The 17,161-nt window shown below is 62.8% G+C and carries 14 protein-coding genes; 3 read left to right on the top strand and 11 right to left on the bottom strand.

Going from position 1 to position 17,161, the window contains the following annotated elements:
* Positions 1 to 86: 86 nt before the first annotated feature.
* Positions 87 to 1,499, bottom strand: coding sequence for an aspartate aminotransferase family protein (locus IEX97_RS03405; RefSeq protein WP_188881152.1), 1,413 nt, complete (start codon positions 1,497 to 1,499; stop codon positions 87 to 89).
* Positions 1,500 to 1,516: 17 nt separating this feature from the next.
* Positions 1,517 to 2,644, bottom strand: a complete 1,128-nt coding sequence (gene ald, locus IEX97_RS03400) for an alanine dehydrogenase (RefSeq protein WP_188881151.1) — start codon at positions 2,642 to 2,644, stop codon at positions 1,517 to 1,519.
* 410 nt (positions 2,645 to 3,054) lie between these two features.
* On the opposite strand from ald, the gene IEX97_RS03395 reads away from it, so the two are divergent.
* Together IEX97_RS03395 and IEX97_RS03390 are read left to right on the top strand one after the other, a co-directional pair.
* Entirely contained in the window at positions 3,055 to 4,356 is a 1,302-nt protein-coding gene (locus IEX97_RS03395; protein ID WP_188881149.1) for a PucR family transcriptional regulator, read from the top strand.
* Between the two features lie 112 nt (positions 4,357 to 4,468).
* A complete protein-coding gene (locus IEX97_RS03390) occupies positions 4,469 to 5,044 on the top strand; it encodes a Uma2 family endonuclease (protein ID WP_188881148.1) in 576 nt (191 codons plus the stop codon).
* A gap of 2 nt (positions 5,045 to 5,046) precedes the next feature.
* Here IEX97_RS03390 and IEX97_RS03385 read toward each other — a convergent pair whose 3' ends face one another.
* The 9 genes from IEX97_RS03385 to IEX97_RS03345 all read right to left on the bottom strand — a co-directional run bounded on the left by IEX97_RS03385 (position 5,047) and on the right by IEX97_RS03345 (position 15,579).
* Positions 5,047 to 5,877, bottom strand: a complete 831-nt coding sequence (locus IEX97_RS03385; protein WP_188881146.1) for a helix-turn-helix transcriptional regulator — start codon at positions 5,875 to 5,877, stop codon at positions 5,047 to 5,049.
* Positions 5,846 to 6,604: a response regulator gene (locus tag IEX97_RS03380; RefSeq protein ID WP_188881144.1), complete on the bottom strand. Its 759-nt coding sequence runs from the start codon at positions 6,602 to 6,604 to the stop codon at positions 5,846 to 5,848. Before IEX97_RS03380 ends, IEX97_RS03385 begins: the two co-directional genes overlap by 32 nt.
* 10 nt (positions 6,605 to 6,614) lie before the next feature.
* Positions 6,615 to 8,396: a sensor histidine kinase gene (locus IEX97_RS03375; RefSeq protein WP_188881143.1), complete on the bottom strand. Its 1,782-nt coding sequence runs from the start codon at positions 8,394 to 8,396 to the stop codon at positions 6,615 to 6,617.
* A gap of 102 nt (positions 8,397 to 8,498) precedes the next feature.
* Positions 8,499 to 10,577, bottom strand: a complete 2,079-nt coding sequence (locus IEX97_RS03370) for a glycoside hydrolase family 65 (protein WP_188881142.1) — start codon at positions 10,575 to 10,577, stop codon at positions 8,499 to 8,501.
* Positions 10,578 to 10,587: 10 nt separating this feature from the next.
* Entirely contained in the window at positions 10,588 to 11,427 is an 840-nt protein-coding gene (locus tag IEX97_RS03365) for a carbohydrate ABC transporter permease (RefSeq protein ID WP_229776346.1), read from the bottom strand.
* 9 nt (positions 11,428 to 11,436) lie between these two features.
* Entirely contained in the window at positions 11,437 to 12,294 is an 858-nt protein-coding gene (locus IEX97_RS03360) for a carbohydrate ABC transporter permease (protein WP_188881199.1), read from the bottom strand.
* Between the two features lie 260 nt (positions 12,295 to 12,554).
* Positions 12,555 to 13,880 carry an ABC transporter substrate-binding protein gene (locus tag IEX97_RS03355; protein WP_188881141.1) on the bottom strand — a complete coding sequence of 442 codons (1,326 nt, stop codon included), beginning with the start codon at positions 13,878 to 13,880 and terminating at the stop codon, positions 12,555 to 12,557.
* Between the two features lie 238 nt (positions 13,881 to 14,118).
* A complete protein-coding gene (locus IEX97_RS03350) occupies positions 14,119 to 15,081 on the bottom strand; it encodes an NAD-dependent epimerase/dehydratase family protein (RefSeq protein WP_188881140.1) in 963 nt (320 codons plus the stop codon).
* A gap of 18 nt (positions 15,082 to 15,099) precedes the next feature.
* Entirely contained in the window at positions 15,100 to 15,579 is a 480-nt protein-coding gene (locus tag IEX97_RS03345) for a flavin reductase family protein (RefSeq protein ID WP_188881138.1), read from the bottom strand.
* A 303-nt stretch (positions 15,580 to 15,882) separates the two neighbouring features.
* Here IEX97_RS03345 and IEX97_RS03340 point away from each other — a divergent pair, with 303 nt between their 5' ends.
* Positions 15,883 to 17,040: a radical SAM protein gene (locus IEX97_RS03340; RefSeq protein WP_188881137.1), complete on the top strand. Its 1,158-nt coding sequence runs from the start codon at positions 15,883 to 15,885 to the stop codon at positions 17,038 to 17,040.
* Positions 17,041 to 17,161: the final 121 nt, after the last annotated feature.

Genomic DNA, 17,161 nt, shown 5'->3' with positions numbered 1-17,161 from the left:
CGCGGCACGCGGTGCCCGTCGTCCGGGCGGGCCCGCGTGCGCGGTCCAACCTGTGCCGGATTCACCCGACTGCTCGCGGATGATTTTCAGCTTGCGCCGGACGGCCCGGCTCCTTCCGCCGCCTCGTGGACCGCCTCTGTGACCGCCTGGACAATCTGGTCCAACTCCTCGCGGCTGACGACGAACGGCGGGCTGATGGTCAATACGTTGTTGTGATTCGGCACCGTGTCCCCGTTTTTCCCGATGATGACCCCGCGCCGCTTGCAGCCTGCGAGCACCTGGTTGACGAACGCCGCCGGTGCGGGCGACCGGGTCTCCTTGTCCGCCACCAGCTCGATACCCGCGAGAAAGCCGAAGCTGCGGACGTCTCCCACGTTCGGGTGCGCGGCGAGCGGCACCAGCGCCGCGGACAGCGCACGGCCCAATTCGCGCGCCCGCTCCACCAGGCGGCGCTCCTCCATGATCTCGAGCGTCCGCACCGCCAGGGCGCACGCCGCCGGATTGCCGCCGAACGTGTTGACGTGGCGGAAATGGGCGTACGGTGCGTCGTCCTTGAACGCCTCAAACAATGACGCCCGGACCGCGGTCGCCGACAGCGGCAGATAGCCGCTCGTAATCCCTTTGGCCATGGTGACGATGTCGGGCTCAACGCCGAAGTTGTGGTGGCCGAACCGCTCACCGGATCGCCCGAAGCCGCAGATGACCTCGTCCACGATGAGCAGCACCCCGTACCGGTCGCAGATCTCCCGCACCTGCCGCATGTACTCGGGCGGGGGGACAATCACGCCGCCCCCGGTGATCACGGGTTCCATGATGACGGCCGCGATGGTCTCCGGCCCCTCCCACTCCATCACCTGTTCGTACACCGACGCGCACTCGAGGTGACACGAGCCATACGCTTGGCCGAACGGGCAACGGTAGCAGTACGGCGGCGGGACATGCACAAATCCGGGAGCGAGCGGTTCGTACTTGTACTTCCGCTGCGCCTGGCCCGTCGCTGCGAGCGCAGCCCCGGAGTTGCCGTGGTACGCCCGGTACCGGGAGATGACCTTCCACCGGCCGGGCTCGCCGCGCTGGGCATGGTACTGGCGCGCCAGCTTGAACGCGGTCTCGTTCGCCTCCGATCCGCTGTTAGAAAAGAAAATTTTGTATTCCCCGCCCAACCAGGCGTTGAGTTTTTCCGCCAACCGAATGGCCGGCAGGTGACTTTGGGTGAGCGGGTAATACGGCATCTCCGCCAGCTGCCGGTACGCCGCCTCGGCAAGCTCCCGCTCCGAGTAGCCCAGGTTCACGCACCACAGCCCCGACATGGCGTCGATGTAGCGGTTCCCGTGGATGTCCGTGATGGTGGCCCCTTCACCGTGAACCACAATCATGGGATCCCGGCTCGCCGCGTACGGTTGCATGTGGTGCCACACGTACCGGCGGTCCTGTTCCAACCACCGCTGCGCCGCAGTGGCACCTTGTGTGTCTGCGTCCTTCGCCGTTTCAGAACGCATGGAACCCGCCTCCCCTTTCACACCGCAAAGATGGTCTGCGCGAACAGCGTCTCCGGGTCGTGGTACGCCACCCCGAGCGCTTCGGACACGCCCGGTGCGGTGACGTGCCCTCGGTACACATTGAGACCCTTCCGCAACGGGCGGTGGCGGCGGATGGCTTCCTCTCCGTGCATCGCGAGTTGAAGCAGGTAAGGCAGCGTGGCGTTGGCCAAGGCGAGGGTCGAAGTGCGCGGCACCGCGCCCGGTATGTTGGCCACGGCGTAATGCACGACGCCGTCGACCAAATACGTGGGATCGTCATGGGTCGTCACCCGGTCAATCGTCTCGATGCATCCGCCTTGATCGACCGACACATCCACCACGACACATCCCGGCCGCATTTGCGCGACCATCTCACGACTCACAATCTTGGGCGCACGAGCGCCAGGCACCAGGACGGCGCCAATCAACAGGTCGGCCTGGCGCACCGCCTCGGCGACCGTGTAGGCGTTGGAGATGACGGTCTTGATCCGGCCTTGGAACGCCTCATCGAGGCGTCCCAACCGCTGCGCGCTGATGTCGAGCACCGTCACGTCCGCCCCCATGCCGACCGCCATGCGGGCTGCCTGCGTTCCGACCGTGCCCGCACCTATCACCGCCACTTTGGCGGGCGGGACGCCGGGTACGCCGCCCAACAGCACACCGGCACCGCCGTACTCCTTTTCCAGCAGTCGGGCGCCAATCTGTACCGACATCCGCCCTGCCACCTCACTCATCGGCGCCAATAGCGGCAGCGAACCGTCCTCCAACTGCACCGTCTCGTACGCCACCGCGGTCACCCCGGCGTCGCACAGCGCCCGCGTCAAATCGGGTGCCGCTGCCAGATGGAGATAGGTAAAGAGGATCATCCCCTCCCGGAAGAACCGGTGTTCTTCAGGGAGCGGCTCCTTGACCTTCACCACGATGTCGGCAGCCCACGCTTCCTCGCGGTCGCAGAGGATGGCACCCGCCTGCCGGTAGTCATCGTCCGCGAACCCGCTGCCGGCACCCGCGTTCGTTTCGACGAACACTTGCTGCCCGGCGGCCACCAGCGCCTGAACGCCTGCCGGCGTCAAGCTGACGCGATACTCGCGAACCTTGCGTTCCTTCGGCACACCAATCCGCATGAATTTCATCCCCCTCCCGTCCGGTGCCGGGATGTCGTCGGCGGCGAAGAGCCCATGGGCTCCGATTACTTCGGATCATCGCGGATTTCGCTCGTGTTGTAATCGTACAAGATGTAATATGAAGAGAAGGATATGTCATACATGTTATCGAGCCCCTGCCGCCACAGTCCAGGGAAAATTCGGCCGTATACAGCGGATACGCTAGGGAATCCTTGCCGTTGCAAGCCAATCCGTCCCTGCCTACCGCTTGCACACCGGACGTGGTTATGTAATAAAGTATTACATTATTAATCCGGATATCGCCAGATTCAAACTGAGTTCCGCTCATATGTGTTATATTTCATATCAAGAACACCGTATCATTGTCTGTCACACGCCTGCAAACGGAAGAAGGCAAGGAGGAATCTTGCATGCGCTTTCATGCCGAATCGCTTACACCTGCACGTCAACACCAGCCGCTGCGGGAAGGTGATCCCGCTCCGTCCTGCGGACTCCTGCGCGTCCGCGACGTCTTGGAACGGCCTCTGTTCGCACAAGCGCGGGTGATTGCCGGGGAACACGGTCTCGACCGCTTGGTGCGCTGGGTGCACATCCTGGACGTCGCCGACGCCCGTGCGCTCATCCACGGCGGTGAACTCGTGCTGTCGACGGGCGCGGGCGTCGGCCAGAGTGAGGAGAAGTTTCTTCAGTACGTGCGTCAGCTCATCGAAGGACGCGCCAGCGGCTTGTGCGTGGAACTGGGCACCGTGCTGGCGGACATCCCCGCCTCGGTGCGCCATCTGGCCGAGCAACACCATTTCCCGCTCATCGTCTTCCCGGTCCAGGTGCGGTTTGTGGACATCACGCAGGACCTGCACAAGCTCATCTTTTTGCAAGAACGGCAGATGCTCTCGGAACAAGATTGGTTGGAGCGGCTCATCCTCGGAGATGAAGAGGGAGAAGCCTGGTTCGGCGCCGGCATGCGGCTCAAGCCAGACCGCAGGTACCGGATTGCCGTCCTCCGCCTGACCCAGGGGAAAAATCAGCAGGATCTCCCGGAGGCGTGGGTGGACCGCAAGACCGAACTCGCCTCCATTCTGCGCGAGTCGTTTCAGCACCAGCGCCTGCGCGTGTTCCTTTCCATTCGCTTGGACAGCAGCATCGCCCTCTTGGAAATGGACGGAACCCCTGCCCAATGGCGTCCGCGCATGCAAGCTGCCATGCAAGACCTGCGGCATGCCTTGCGCAACCACGGCTTTCCGGACGCACTCCACGTCGGCGTAGGCCAAGAAGCGGCCGGGCGGGCAGGCGGCACACACCGCATCCGCGACAGCTACCGCACCGCGGTCGCGGCCAGCTCATTCGCCCAGTTATGCGGACAGGACATGATGTTCTACGAGGACGCGGGCGTCTACCGCTGGATTGCGCCCCTGGCTCGCCACGATGACATCCTGGCGCTGGCCCAGGCGGAACTGGCGGCCGTGATGGAGTACGACCGCCAGAACCATACCCAACTCCTGCACACCCTGAAGGTCTATCTCGACTGCGACCGCTCGAAACAACAGACGGCCGACCGGCTCTACATTCACCGGCAGACACTCTACCATCGCCTCCTGCAGATCGAGCGGCTGCTGCGCGCGAATCTGGACGATCCCGTCCAACGCTTGAGCGTGCACCTGGCGGTGTATGCGTACCTGTACCACCAACAACGCGAGGAACGGGGCGGGGTGTAGGTTTGCTGCACCCCAACCCACGCGCGCGCGTGGAAGCGCTCCTTCCCCCACCTCGTCTCTGTTACAATCAAGGTAACGTGCAAGACCGCCCGTGGCACAGGGAGGCAGACCCATGGGAGCGTTCGAAAACCGCCGCTTCACGTATACAGACTTCTGCGCACTGCCGGAAGGCGAACGGTGGGAGCTGATCGACGGCCAGTTGTTCTCGCTCGCTCCCTCCCCATCTCCGGCGCATCAAGATGTATCCGAGGCGCTGGAGGACATCCTCCGCGCGTACTTCAAGGACGGTTCATGCCGGGCGCACCACGCGCCGCGCGACGTGGCCCTGTTCGTGCAGCCGGGGATGCGGCCGGAGGACATACCCGTCGTCGTGCAACCGGATGTCTTTGTGATGTGTCAAGCGTATCAAATGGGCAACTGCATCGCCGGCGAGTTGAAGTGGGTCATCGAGATCCTCTCCCCCGCATCCGTCCGCCACGACAAAGTTCGAAAATTCAATCTGTATCAGCGGGCGGGCGTGCCGCTGTATTGGCTGGTCGATCCGCTCTACCGCACGGTGGAATCGTTCACGCTGCGCGACGGGGCGTACGGTGCCCCGGCGGTCTACAGCGTGCCGGATGTGATCATGGTCGAGATGTTTCCAGGCTTGACCGTGGATTTGAACCACATCTTCCCGGCGGAAGCGTGACCTCATGACTGCAGTTTCCGCCGGTATTCGGACGGGGTGACCCCGAAGCAGCGCTTGAACTTCGAACTGAAATAGCTCACGCTCGCAAAACCGGTCAGCTCGGCCACGCTCGCCAGACTGATGCTTTCGTCCCGCAACAGCTCGGCGGCGTGACGCATTCGTATCTCGGTCAGGTACTCCACGAACGTCTTCCCCGTCGCCCGGCGAAACACCTCGGCAAAATAGGACACGTTGTAGTGATACCGTTCCGCCACATCCTGCAGCGTCAAGTCGTACATGTAGTTCTCCTCGAGGAAACGCCGGACATCCGCAGCCAAGGCCTCGCTGCTCTTCACCTTCCGGACACGGTTCGCGACCTCCTGCAACACCTCGTTCACCAAGGACATCAGGTAGTCGCTGGCCGATTGCACAGAGTACATCCGCCACACCCGGTCAGGTTGCAGCCACAGCTGCAGCGCGGGTTGCAGGTCCACCCCGGCCGCGACCGCGTACTCCTCAATCTCGAGCAACAGCCGAAACACCATGCGCGCAAAATGGGCCGGCGACGTAAGCAGTGCGCGCGACAGACTGGCCGTGATCTGCGATCTCGCCGCGCCGGCGTCACCACGCAGCAATGCCAGGCGAAATCCTTTTTTCTCCCGCTCACCCCAAGTCTCGTCCGCGCCGCGCGCAGGGAAGATCCCGTCACCCTGGCCGCCGCTCGCCTGGTGTACACCCCAGTTGACCCAGGACGAGATCCACCCCTTCTGCCACTCGGCCAGGCCTTGTACCGGATGGCCCACCCCGACAATCCACTTTTCTTCATACTCCGCCGACAGGCGCCGCAGCAGCATGCTGACCCACGCGCGGTGCCCGTCCGCCACCACGATGAAGTGGAAACACGCGGCCCGGGTCCGCGAAAAACTGACACACATCCGCGTGCTCGTCCGCATACGCCCGGCAAACGGAGGTGAGGCGGCGCAGGCGCACCGCGTCATCACCCCCCGCGAGCACAAGCCCGCGCGGCGACACGGTCACAAACACCACCGGCTCCGCCTTCAGCCGTTCCGGCACCTGCGCGCCGCTTTCCGTGGACTCCGCGCCCGCCTCGGCGAAGCCGTGTTTCGCCACCATGAGGACCCACTGCTCCCGCTGCAGCCGCCGGTAGGCGTCGAGCGCGCCTTGCGCGTCCGACTCGGCCCGCAACCTTTCCACCGCGCGCTGGAGCGCCTGCATCAGTTCTTCGCGCACCACCGGTTTGAGCAGAAAGTCCTGCACGCCGGTCTGGATGGCGGCTTTCGCATAGGCGAACTCGTCGTATCCCGTGAGGACGATGAGCTTGATCTGCGGCCGGTGCTCGTGGCACCAACGCAACAGGTCCACCCCGTGCAGCCGCGGCATCTGCATGTCGGTGACGACGACGTGGACGTCCTCCCGCTCCAAGCGCGCGATGGCCTCTTCTCCGTCATACGCCGTACCCGCCAGCTCAACACCCAAGGTCTTCCAGTCGATCTTCATGGCCAGGCCGGTGCAGACCTCTGGCTCGTCGTCCACGAGCAGCACCCTGTACAACGCCCTCACCCCCCTTTCGTCAACCTGATGCATCGCGCACAACCGGCAGGACCAGTGTGATGGACGTCCCGTGCTGCGGGGAAGAAGCCACATGACAGTGAAACCTTTCCCCGTAGTGCATCCGGCAGCGACCCAGCACGTTGCGCAGCCCGATCCGCTGCTCCCCGGTGCTCCACAGTTCGTCGAGGTACGTCCCGTCTGCCAATTGTTGGACCAGCTCGGGCGGCATGCCGATGCCGTTGTCGCTCACCTCGACGCGAAGCCCGTCCTCCGCCTGTACCCGAATGCGCAGCTGGCACACCGGCCGGTACGGCAAGGTGAACTTCACGGCGTTTTCGACGAGCGGCTGCAAAAGAAATTTGATGACGCGCACGTGCCCCAGGTCTGCGGATATTTCTTTGTGAATCTGCAACCGCTCCTTGTAACGGAGTTGCAGAATGGCCAGGTAGTGATCAATATAGGAAAGTTCCTCGTGAATGTCGACGAGATCGGAATCGCTGCGCAGCGAGAAGCGGAGCATCTTGCCCATCGCTTCGATGACGGTCAGGATGTCCTCGGTGCGGCCCTGCAGCGCGAGGCTGCTCATCATCTCCAGGGTGTTGAACAAAAAATGCGGGTTGATCTGCATCAACAACGCCTTGTATTCGGCCCGTTGGCGCAGCGCGTGCGACTCCACCTCCCGGCGGATGTGTTCCTTCAGTTCTTGGACCATTTCCAGGAACGCTTCCGTCGCCACCCCTATCTCGTCGCGCGGCAAGGGCGTCTGTGCCAGGAGGTGTTCGGCCGGTTCGAACCCGCCGCGTTTGACCAACCGCATCGCCCGCACCAGCCGGCTCAACGCGTTCGTCATCCGGTACGACAGCAGGAAAGAGACCACGACGGTCAACCCCAAGAGAAGGAGCGTCATCTGCACAATCCGCTGCCGCAGCTCGTCCAGGCTGGAGAAGATCCTCGCCTCCGAAATGAGGGCGGCCACCGTCCAGCCGCTGGTCGGCAGCTTGTCGTACATCACCATGTAGCGGCCCCGGTGTGTGGATACGTACATGACCCCGTTTTGCGCCTCGCTGTGGACAGCTTCTTCCAAACTCCGGCGCAGCCCGGCATCTCCCGGATACCGGTTGGATAACATCGACACCCCCTGGTGGTTGAGCAGAAACACGTCCTCGACCGCCAACATGCGAAACTGGGGCTGCGTCAACAGGTCCTGGAACGTGCCGACCCGGATGTCGATTTTGAGCACACTCTGCGCATGCGTCGGCTCAAACGTTCCAATGGGGACGAGGAAGCTGATCACGTCCCCCTGTTGATACCGCCTGCCCTGGTTGTCATACACCGGGATCCAGTACGCCGCATGGGTGCGAAACGCTTTGAACCACGCGGTGTGCTCATACCCGCTGTGCAGGACGATATGGTTGTTTTCGTCGATGTACAGACCATCCTTCCCGAGTACGGCGATGGCGTCGACCACAGGGTAGCTGTTGGCAATCAGCGTGATCTCTTGACTCACGGTCCGGTTGAGCAACATTTGCCGGTTATGCGGGAGGCGCCCGGCGCGCGTTTGCGCGTACCAGACCTTGATGGTCTGGCTGTTCAAGATCACGCCGGCCAAGTTGTAGATCTGGTCCATGGTGTCACCGACATACGCCGCGTACTCATGAATGGCCTGAGTCGCCGCGTACTCGATCTCGTTGCGCAGGATGGACAGGGACGCGCGATAGACCAAGAGGAACATGGCAAAAAACGACAACACGATGATGGCGCTGTACGTGGCCGCAATCTTGGTCTTCAACGAATGGAACATCGGCAGGTTCTCCTTCGGGCGCAGGTCTTGGCGCCACACGCCGCGGGTCCCGCGCTTCTTCCAACCGCCCGATTCGTGTGTGGCCCGCACCTGTGTATCGGTTCAGAACGCCGGCAGCGGACACAATCCTTCATACCGCACCGTCCATCTGCCGTCATGCGGAAACCCGGGGGCATCCGCTTGCGCCGAATCCGCGTCCCAACCGGCCGCCATCATCGCCACCGCGGTCAACAGCGCGCCATTACCAGGCAAATAGGCCAAGAGGGAATCGGATTGATAGTTCATCCCGTTTTGCAGATACGTGTTCTTCGGGACGTCCAGCAACAGGATGTCCACCGCCAGGGCGGGATCCCCCAGCCGCGCCGCGGTCATCGCTATGGCCGGAAAATCCCATCCCCATGCGCTGTCCCAATCCCACACCGCCAAGACGCGCGCCAGGGTGGCGCGCATCACCGCGCGGTCCACCAATTCCCCGGGAAGCAGGCCGCAGGCAAAAAGCAGCGAGGGATGATCCCGGTTGCAGCGGGTGAATGTCTCCAGGCAGCGCTCATGCGCCAGATAGAGACCTGCGTGCACGCGCGGCCTGGCGAGACGCGCACACACCTGTCGCCAACGTTCGGGAACCGGCATGCCCAACCGCTCGCACCACTTCATCGCGATGACAAGACCGTACCGCCAGTACTCCAACTCGAATGCTGGGTTGAAGGTGTCACGTGGGTCGTGCACCTCCTGGGCAGGGATGAGCGGGGGTGGCAGCACATAGCACCCGCGCGCTTCATCCCAGGCGGCAAAATCCGCCATAAAGGCGGCGGTTTCCAGGACGAGGCTGCAAAAACGCTCCAACACCTCGCGCTCGGATGCCGTCTGGTAGCAGAGTTCCGCGAGGACGATGGGATGCGGTTGTTGCCAGATCAAAAGCGGAGCAATGGGGGACGGGCTCTGTTGGCCGTCCGGCCCCACCATTTTCGGCCAGCGCGCACCGGCAAACCCTTGTGCGCGCGCCAAGGCCCGTGCAACGGGCAGAATCCGTTCATACCAACCCATGCTCCGCAACAACAACTCCGGCCGGCGCCACAGAGCAAAATGGGCGGCATGCCAGAGATGCATTTCAAGATGCGATTTGCCGAACCAACTGTTGTACACAAGCCCTGTCTCCTGCGGCGGCATCGATCCCGCACAGTGCACCGCTGTGACGTACTGCGACAACACGATGCGCCGTTCCAATTCACCCGCCCGTTCGTCGCGGCTTCCGGAAAGGTCGACCGCGCCTCCCGTTTGCCAAAAATGTTGCCAGTGTGCCGCCGAGAGCCGCTCGATGTCCGCCGCCGGAGCCAGTTCGAGCGCCGCGCCCAGGGGCGCAAACCCGAACACCAGCTCGAACGCTTCTTCCCCCGGCACGGGCCGGATGCAAAAGGCGTGATCGGCCAGTCGATCCAGCCGCGAGCAGGCACAGCGGACGTGCATCCGGTAGCCGTCGCGTCCGAACGTGCGCACAAACTGGATATGACCAGGGGAGAGCACGTGCACCGCGGTGTGATGTAAATCAGCACGGTCCCACGTCGGCCGGATGGCTTCCCGCCAATCCGCGGACGCCACGTGCACATCGGGAAAGCGGACTTCCACAACCAATCTGCCATCCCGCAGCAGGGGTGAAGCGATGCGCACCGCGATTTGGTCGGACGCCGGGTGGCAGCACGTCCGCACCTGCACAGGTTCGCCCGCGACGCGAAACGTGCTGTGGATGACGCCGGAGACGAGATCGAGGACCTGGTGCACATGAGAGAGGTCCGTGACCGTCGCGGCTCGCCCGTCTGCCAACCAAAACTTCATCCCTATCTGCCCCAGTTGGACGCGGTGCGGGTTCTGGCGCAGCCAGTGATAGGCCGCCTCCGCCCGGCCAGGGTAGAGCGGATAGCCGACGGTACGCCCCCGTGTCGGCAGCATGGTGAGATCGACATCGGCGAGGGTATAGGACTCCGCCTCGTCCGATGTGTGCCATGCCCACTGCGCCTGCGTCCCCAGCGGACAACGGTACGCCTCGGGAAAGCTCTGCATCCCGGTGACGTCCACCGTATACGCGAACTCCCCGTTGCCGACCGACAACGGGGATAAGGGCAAGACCGAGCGGATGACCGGATTGTGTCGCCGTACCAATGCGAAGCGGTCTATCCCGGCATGCATGCGCATCCCCTCATTTCAACCCGGTCGTGACGATACCTTCCACAAAGTAACGCTGACAAGCCAAAAACAGCACCACCACCGGCAACAGCGAAAGCACCGACATCGCGAACAAACCGCCCCAATTGGAGTTTCCGGACTGATCGACCATCGAATTGAGCCCGAGCGGCACCGTGAAGCGGCTCACGTCGTTCAAGTAGATCATCTGGCTGAAAAAGTCGTCCCATACCCAATAAAACGTGAACAGCATGGTGGTAATGACCGCCGGGACGCACAACGGGAAGACGATTTTGGCGAAGATCCCCCACACCCCGCACCCGTCGATGCGGGCGCTTTCGTCCAATTCCCGGGGAATGCCGCGCATAAACTGCACCAACATGATGATGAAAAACGCGTCCCCGCCCAGCCAGTGCGGCACCACGAGCGGCAGGATGGTGTTGATCCAGCCAAGCTCATGGTAAATCAGGTACTGCGGGATGAGGGTCACGTGAAACGGCAGCATCATGGTCATGGCCACCAGGGCAAACCACAGCCGCCGCAGCGGGAAGTGCAAGCGCGCGAGCGCATAGGCGGTCAATGAACAGGCAAGCACGTTCCCCGCCACCGACAGCCCCGCAACCACCGTGGAGTTGAGGAAGAAACGCGCGAACGTGTATCCGCCGATGCCCTTCCAGCCGGATACGTAGTTCGCAAAGGTGAGGTGGTGCACCCAGAGACTTGGGTCGGTAAAGATGTCATAGGAGGGCTTCAACGAGCTGCTGAGCAACCACAAGACAGGATACAACATCGCCACGGCCACGACGGACACCAAGACCTGCAGCACCACCCGTTCCAAGCGCCATCCGTTAGCCAGCACGTGCCATCATCCCTTTTCTTGTCCGTCGAAGTAAAACACCCAGTACCGTTGGGTCGCAAACAACAACCAGGTCAAGAGCGCCAGGATGATCAGCATCACCCAGGCCAATGCGGCCGCGTACCCCATGTGGAAATACGAAAATCCCTGCAGGTACAGGTTGAGCGTGTAGAACAACGTGGATTGCAGCGGGCCCCCGCGCCCGTCGCCGATGATGTATCCGGATGTGAAGTTTTGAAATGATGAAATGATGCCCATGACCAGATTGAACAGAATGGTCGGGGTGAGCAGCGGCAGGGTGATGGAAACGAACCGCCGCACCCGCGAAGCGCCATCCACACTGGCCGCCTCGTACAATTCGGCGGGAATCTGCTTCAATCCCGCCAGAAAGATGAGCATCGCCGAACCGAACTGCCACACCGACAAGCCGACGATGGTATAAAGCACCGTCTTCGGATTGGCGACCCAATCCATGCCCTGCCATCCGAAGAGCGACAGAAAGTGGTTGAACACGCCGTCGTAGCCGAACACCTTCTTCCACACCAAAGCCACCGCGACACTCCCGCCCATGAGCGACGGGATGTAATAAATGGTCCGGTACAAGCCCACCGCGCGAATCCCTTGGTCAAGCGCCATGGCGACGGCCAACGCGAACAGCAGCCGGCACGGAACCGAAAGCAGGACGTACAGGGTGGTCACCCGCAACGATTGATAGAAACTCGGGTCCTGCGTGAAGATCCGTACATAGTTGGCCACACCGATGAAGTGCGGCGGTGCCAAGAGACTGTAATCCGTCAACGACAAGTACAAGGAGGCGGCCATGGGGCCTACGGCCAAACCGAAAAACCCAACCAACCACGGCAACATGAAGGCATAGGCCGCCACCGCTTCCTGCAGCGAGCGCACACTTCGCCGGCGTGGCCGAGCCAAGGAACGTTCCAAGGAGATGGCCACCTGCCGCACACCGCCCTTCTCGTGATGTGGGGACAGCGGGATACCCGGGCCGGCAGCGCACCGCCGGCTCCGCCGCCGGCTTCGCCGCCGAACCATCCCGCCGTCCTGCGCAACCCTTCCTTGCAGCAACCGGTACCTGCCCGCAAACGCCAAAATGGCTTATGGATGCGATGTCACTGGTTCGATGCGACCACTTGTTGCGCGTCCGCCAGGAGTTGTTGCGCCGCCTGGACAGGTGTCAATTGTCCGTAGGCCACCTTGCCGCTGATGTCCGACAGATCGTTCGCCCACTCATTGAGGCCAGGGATGTTGTACACCGGCGTCGAGGGAGAAGGATACTTGGCGACCTGGTCGCAGTAGTTGTAGAGCTGCAGGTCGGACGCGGTCGCTTGTTTCTTCAACACCGCCCGCATCTTGGCCGTCACAGGCACCCCGATGTTCGTGCCCATGATTTGAATGGCATTGGCGTCATTGACCCAGAAGTTCATAAATTCCGCGACTTCTTTCGGATGCTGGGTCTTGGCGTACCCGACGAGGATCTGGCTTTCGCCGAGCGATGTCCCGTGTCCTTTGGGCCCGACCGGAACCGGCAACAACACAAGCCGGTCCTTGGTATAACCCTGAAAGCTGCCAATCTGGTTGGCCGGTGCGAACTGCATCGCGACTTTACCCGATTCCACCAGCGACGTGCCGGCGTTGTTCGGATTCGAGCTCTGCAAGTCCGGCGGCAGCACAGCGCCTTCTTTCTGCAGCCGGCTCCAGAAGGTGAACCAATCCTCCGCGTCCTTGAGCGTAAATCCAACCTTCTTGGTCTTCGCGTCGTAAAGCACGTGTCCGCGCTGTGCCAGAAAGACGCCGAACGCATCGCCGGTACCCGCGTCGTTGTAGGCGCCATAATAGGAATTACCCAATTTTTTATGAATAGTCACACAGATCTTCTCGAAGTCGTTCCATGTCCAGTTGTCTTTGGGCAGCGGAATACCCGCCTTTTGAAACACGTTCTTGTTGGCGATGATGGCGTACGCGTTGACACCGGAGGGCACACCGTAGAGGTGGCCGTTGAACGTGTTGTACGTCAGCAAGTTCTTGGGTACCCCGCTGACATCCAACACCTTGCCCACGTACGGATTCAGGTTGAGCAGCACGCCTTTGTTCGCGTAATCGTTAATGTTGGAACCGAGAGAGAAGATGTCAGGCGCGGTCTGCGTGGCCAACTGGGTGTTGAGCTTGTCGAAGTAGGCTGAGAAGGGCGTGAATTGCCCCACGATGTGGATCTCAGGGTGTTCATGCTCGAACACATGGATCACCCGATGGATCCGTTCCGCCCGCGAAGGGTCACCCCACCACATCATGGTCAACGTGATCGCCTGTTTCTTTTGCACGGCTTGGTGCGCCTGGACAGCCTTGCGCGCCGCCAAGGCCGAACCTGACGCGCCAAAGACCGTGGCGAAGGATAACCCGATGCAAGCGACGCCGACGAAGGTTGTGGATCGCTTCATCTGAACCCCCTCATTTCATGCAGATTGTGCTTGCAATCGTAACGTAACATGGCCCAGGCGTTGGATGAATGCGCTTTCTTCGGGTGTTTGTCTTTCAACTTTTTCGGATTGCACATGTTTTCCATGTTTGATTCAGCATGCTTTTCGGTGCTTTTGGCAAAAAAACAGGCGTGGCGAGCGGGATGCGGACTCCCCGCTCGGTCACGCCCATGCGTCGCGCGCGTCTCTTGCCGTTTGCTCAACCGGCTTGGATGCGGATCACGCCGTGCGCCACGAGCCAATCCACCGCTTCACGCACCGCGTCGAGCGACTCGTACCGCGGGTTGTAGGCGATGAGCCGCCGCGCCTTGTCGATGCTGCAGTTCGGGCTGTGCGCGATATGGTCCCAGGTGGCCTGAGCCTCCTCGGATGAGACGGTCTGCTTCCACTCCTCCCACGGCAGGTAGCGCAGGTTGGCTTCGCGGCCGAACCACCCGGCCACCGCCTCGGCGTAGCCGCGCAGCGTCACCGCCGCCGGAGACACGACGTGAAAGCTCTCGCCCACCGACGTGCTCCAGTGGCGAATGGCCTGCTGGAAAGCCTGCGCCACGTCGTCGGCGTGCACGTGATGGACCGTCTCCATGCCCAGATTCGGCAACGCCACTTCGTCTCCGCGCGCCAGCCGGGCGAACACCTCCGGATTGAAGTGGCCCGCCGGATTGAGCGGCGCCCAGCCCGGGCCGACGATGTGCCCAGGATGCAGCACCGTCGCCGGCAATCGGCCGCGGCGCGCCTCTTCCAGCAGGTACGCCTCAATCTTCGCCTTCTGAATCCCGTATTCACCGAACGGACGGCGCGGCATGTCTTCCGTCGCCGGCACACGCACACTCGGCCCGTGCACCCAGATGGTGCCGCAGTGCAAGAAGTGCTGCACCTGCCCGCGCAGCGCCTCCGCCAATTGGCGCGCGCTCTCCAGCGTGAAGCAGATGAGGTCGATGACGACGTCCGGCCGCAGCTCGCGGATGCGTTCGCCGAACTGGCCCCTTTGTTCGAGTTCGGCCCGGTCCATCTGCACCTGCCGGACCTTTCGCCACGCCCCGTGAGGATGGTACGGCTCCCGCTGCCCGCGGCTGACGTTCACGACTTCATGGCCGTCCGCCACCAGGCGCGGCACCAGGTAGGTGCCGATGTGGCCGCTGCCCCCGATGATGACGACGCGCATACGATGGCCCCTCCCCGCTCAACCGCCGTAGAACAAGCCGGTCTCGCGCAGCGTGAGCGGCGTCCCCTCGCGGTGCACGCCCGCGTCGACCACTTCACCCACGACCAGGACGTGATCGCCCCGCTCGTTGACGTCCACGACCTTGCACTCGAACCAGGACAGCGCGTCCTTGAGGATGGGGCTGCCCGTCGTCGCGGTGTAGAACTCCACGTCGTCGAACTTGTTGCCGACGCGGGAAATGGGTTTGAAGAACTTAAACGCCAGATCCTTTTGCCCAGATTCGAGGATGTTCACGGAGAACACGCGGCTCGTGAGAATCCCGTCGCAGGACGTCGTCCCTTTCTTGACCCCAATGGCGACGAGCGGCGGCGAGAACGAGGTCTGCGTCACCCAGTTGCCGGTGAACGCGTTCACGTCATCCTCGCCGATCTTCGTGCCAATGACGTACAAACCGTACGTGATGCCGCGCAAGGCGGTCTTCTTCGCTTGTTCGTCCATTTGGGTACCCTCCTTGATGGTCCTGCTGCATCCACCCGCCCGCCGACAGGCAGGCGTTTCCCCAGGGGTGCCAGCGCCCTTCCCCCAGGTAGACTATCCCACGCACCACCCTTAGATTACCGCCATCCGGCCGGTTTGTCCAAGGATGGTCCAAGCATGGCCGCGCCGCCCGGCCTCGATCCCTGCGCTTGCCCCATGGTCCGGACGGACCGGTTGACCTTGGTCCAATACGAACTGCCGGCGAGCATGCCGTTCCTTTATGATGGATGAAGGCAGGGTATCCTGAGCGGCGAGGTGACCCCCATGCAAACCGTGCAAAAGACGGCGGTGCAGGAGCGAGATCGCGGCCTGCGCGTGATGGCCGGCGAACGAGTGATGTACTTCGACCGCACCGGGCGCTGGCTCTGGGTGACCGCGCCCACGTACGCCATCCGGCGGGGACTTGACGATCGCGCCCTCCTGGTGGACACCACGGATGCGCACGGGCTCGCCGGACGGCGCTACCGTGACCTGCGGCCGGAGGAGAAGTCCGGCACCGTACGGGAGATCTACGAGCAGGCCCTCGCGGCGGTCGCCATCAGCCCGGAACCCGTCCGACAACGCTGGTTGCCGAAGCTGTCCGCCTGGACCCCCGCCAAGCTGGCGGAAGACAACGCGGCATTCCGGCAGGTGTACCTCCCCGTCAGCATTTTGCCGCCGGAACAGTACAAGGCGGTCGTGGTCCAGGTCACCGAAGGCTGCTCCTACAACAGGTGCCTGTTTTGCGACTTCTACCGTGACAGGCCGTTTCACATCAAAACGGACCAGGAGCTGGCGAGCCACCTCGCCCGCATCCGCCAGTTTTTCGGTCCGCGCCTCAAGGACAGAACCGGCATCTTCCTCGGCGACGGCAACGCCATCATCGCGCCCTCGGCAAGGCTTTTACGCGCGCTCGGCCAGATTCGGCAGGAACTCGCCGACGTACCGCCTGACATCGCCACCTTCATGGACACGTTCCACGCCGGCATGAAGCCGGTGTCGGAACTCAACGCCCTGCGGCAAGCCGGTCTTGCGGCCGTCTACATCGGCTTGGAGACCGGCGACGACGAGCTGCGCGCGCTGCTCAAGAAGCCGGGCAAGGCGGAGGAGGCCATCGGCGTGATCCGGCGCTGCAAGGAGGCCGGGCTGAAGGTCGGCGTCATCCTGCTCGTCGGCGCGGGCGGCAGGCGGTTTGCGGACTCGCATTTGGAGCACACTGCCGAGGTGCTGCGAGCCGTGCCGTTTGCGCCGGAGGATGTGGTCTACCTTTCGCCGTTCGTCGAGCCGGATTTGCCTGCATACCGGGAGCAGATGCGCGCGGCAGGCATTGAGCCGATGCCGCCGCACGAACTGGCGCAAGAACTCGCGCGCTGGCAAAAGGCGCTGTGGTTCGTCCACCCGGCCAGGGTGACCCTTTACAGCATCATGGAGCACATCTACTGAATGCAGCGGTCGCCACGCCACCTGCGGCCCGAATCGCCCGCCGCCCGCTGCCCGCTGCCCGCCGTCGCCCGCTGCCCGGCCGTCGTCGCCCGCTGCCCGACCGCTGACCGCTGCCCGCTGC

It is taken from the genome of Paenalicyclobacillus cellulosilyticus (assembly GCF_014647315.1).
In the GTDB taxonomy this organism is placed as follows: domain Bacteria; phylum Bacillota; class Bacilli; order Alicyclobacillales; family Alicyclobacillaceae; genus Alicyclobacillus_J; species Alicyclobacillus_J cellulosilyticus.
The sequence above is the reverse complement of the archived record's forward strand: the minus strand, read 5'-3'. Positions and strand labels throughout refer to the sequence as shown.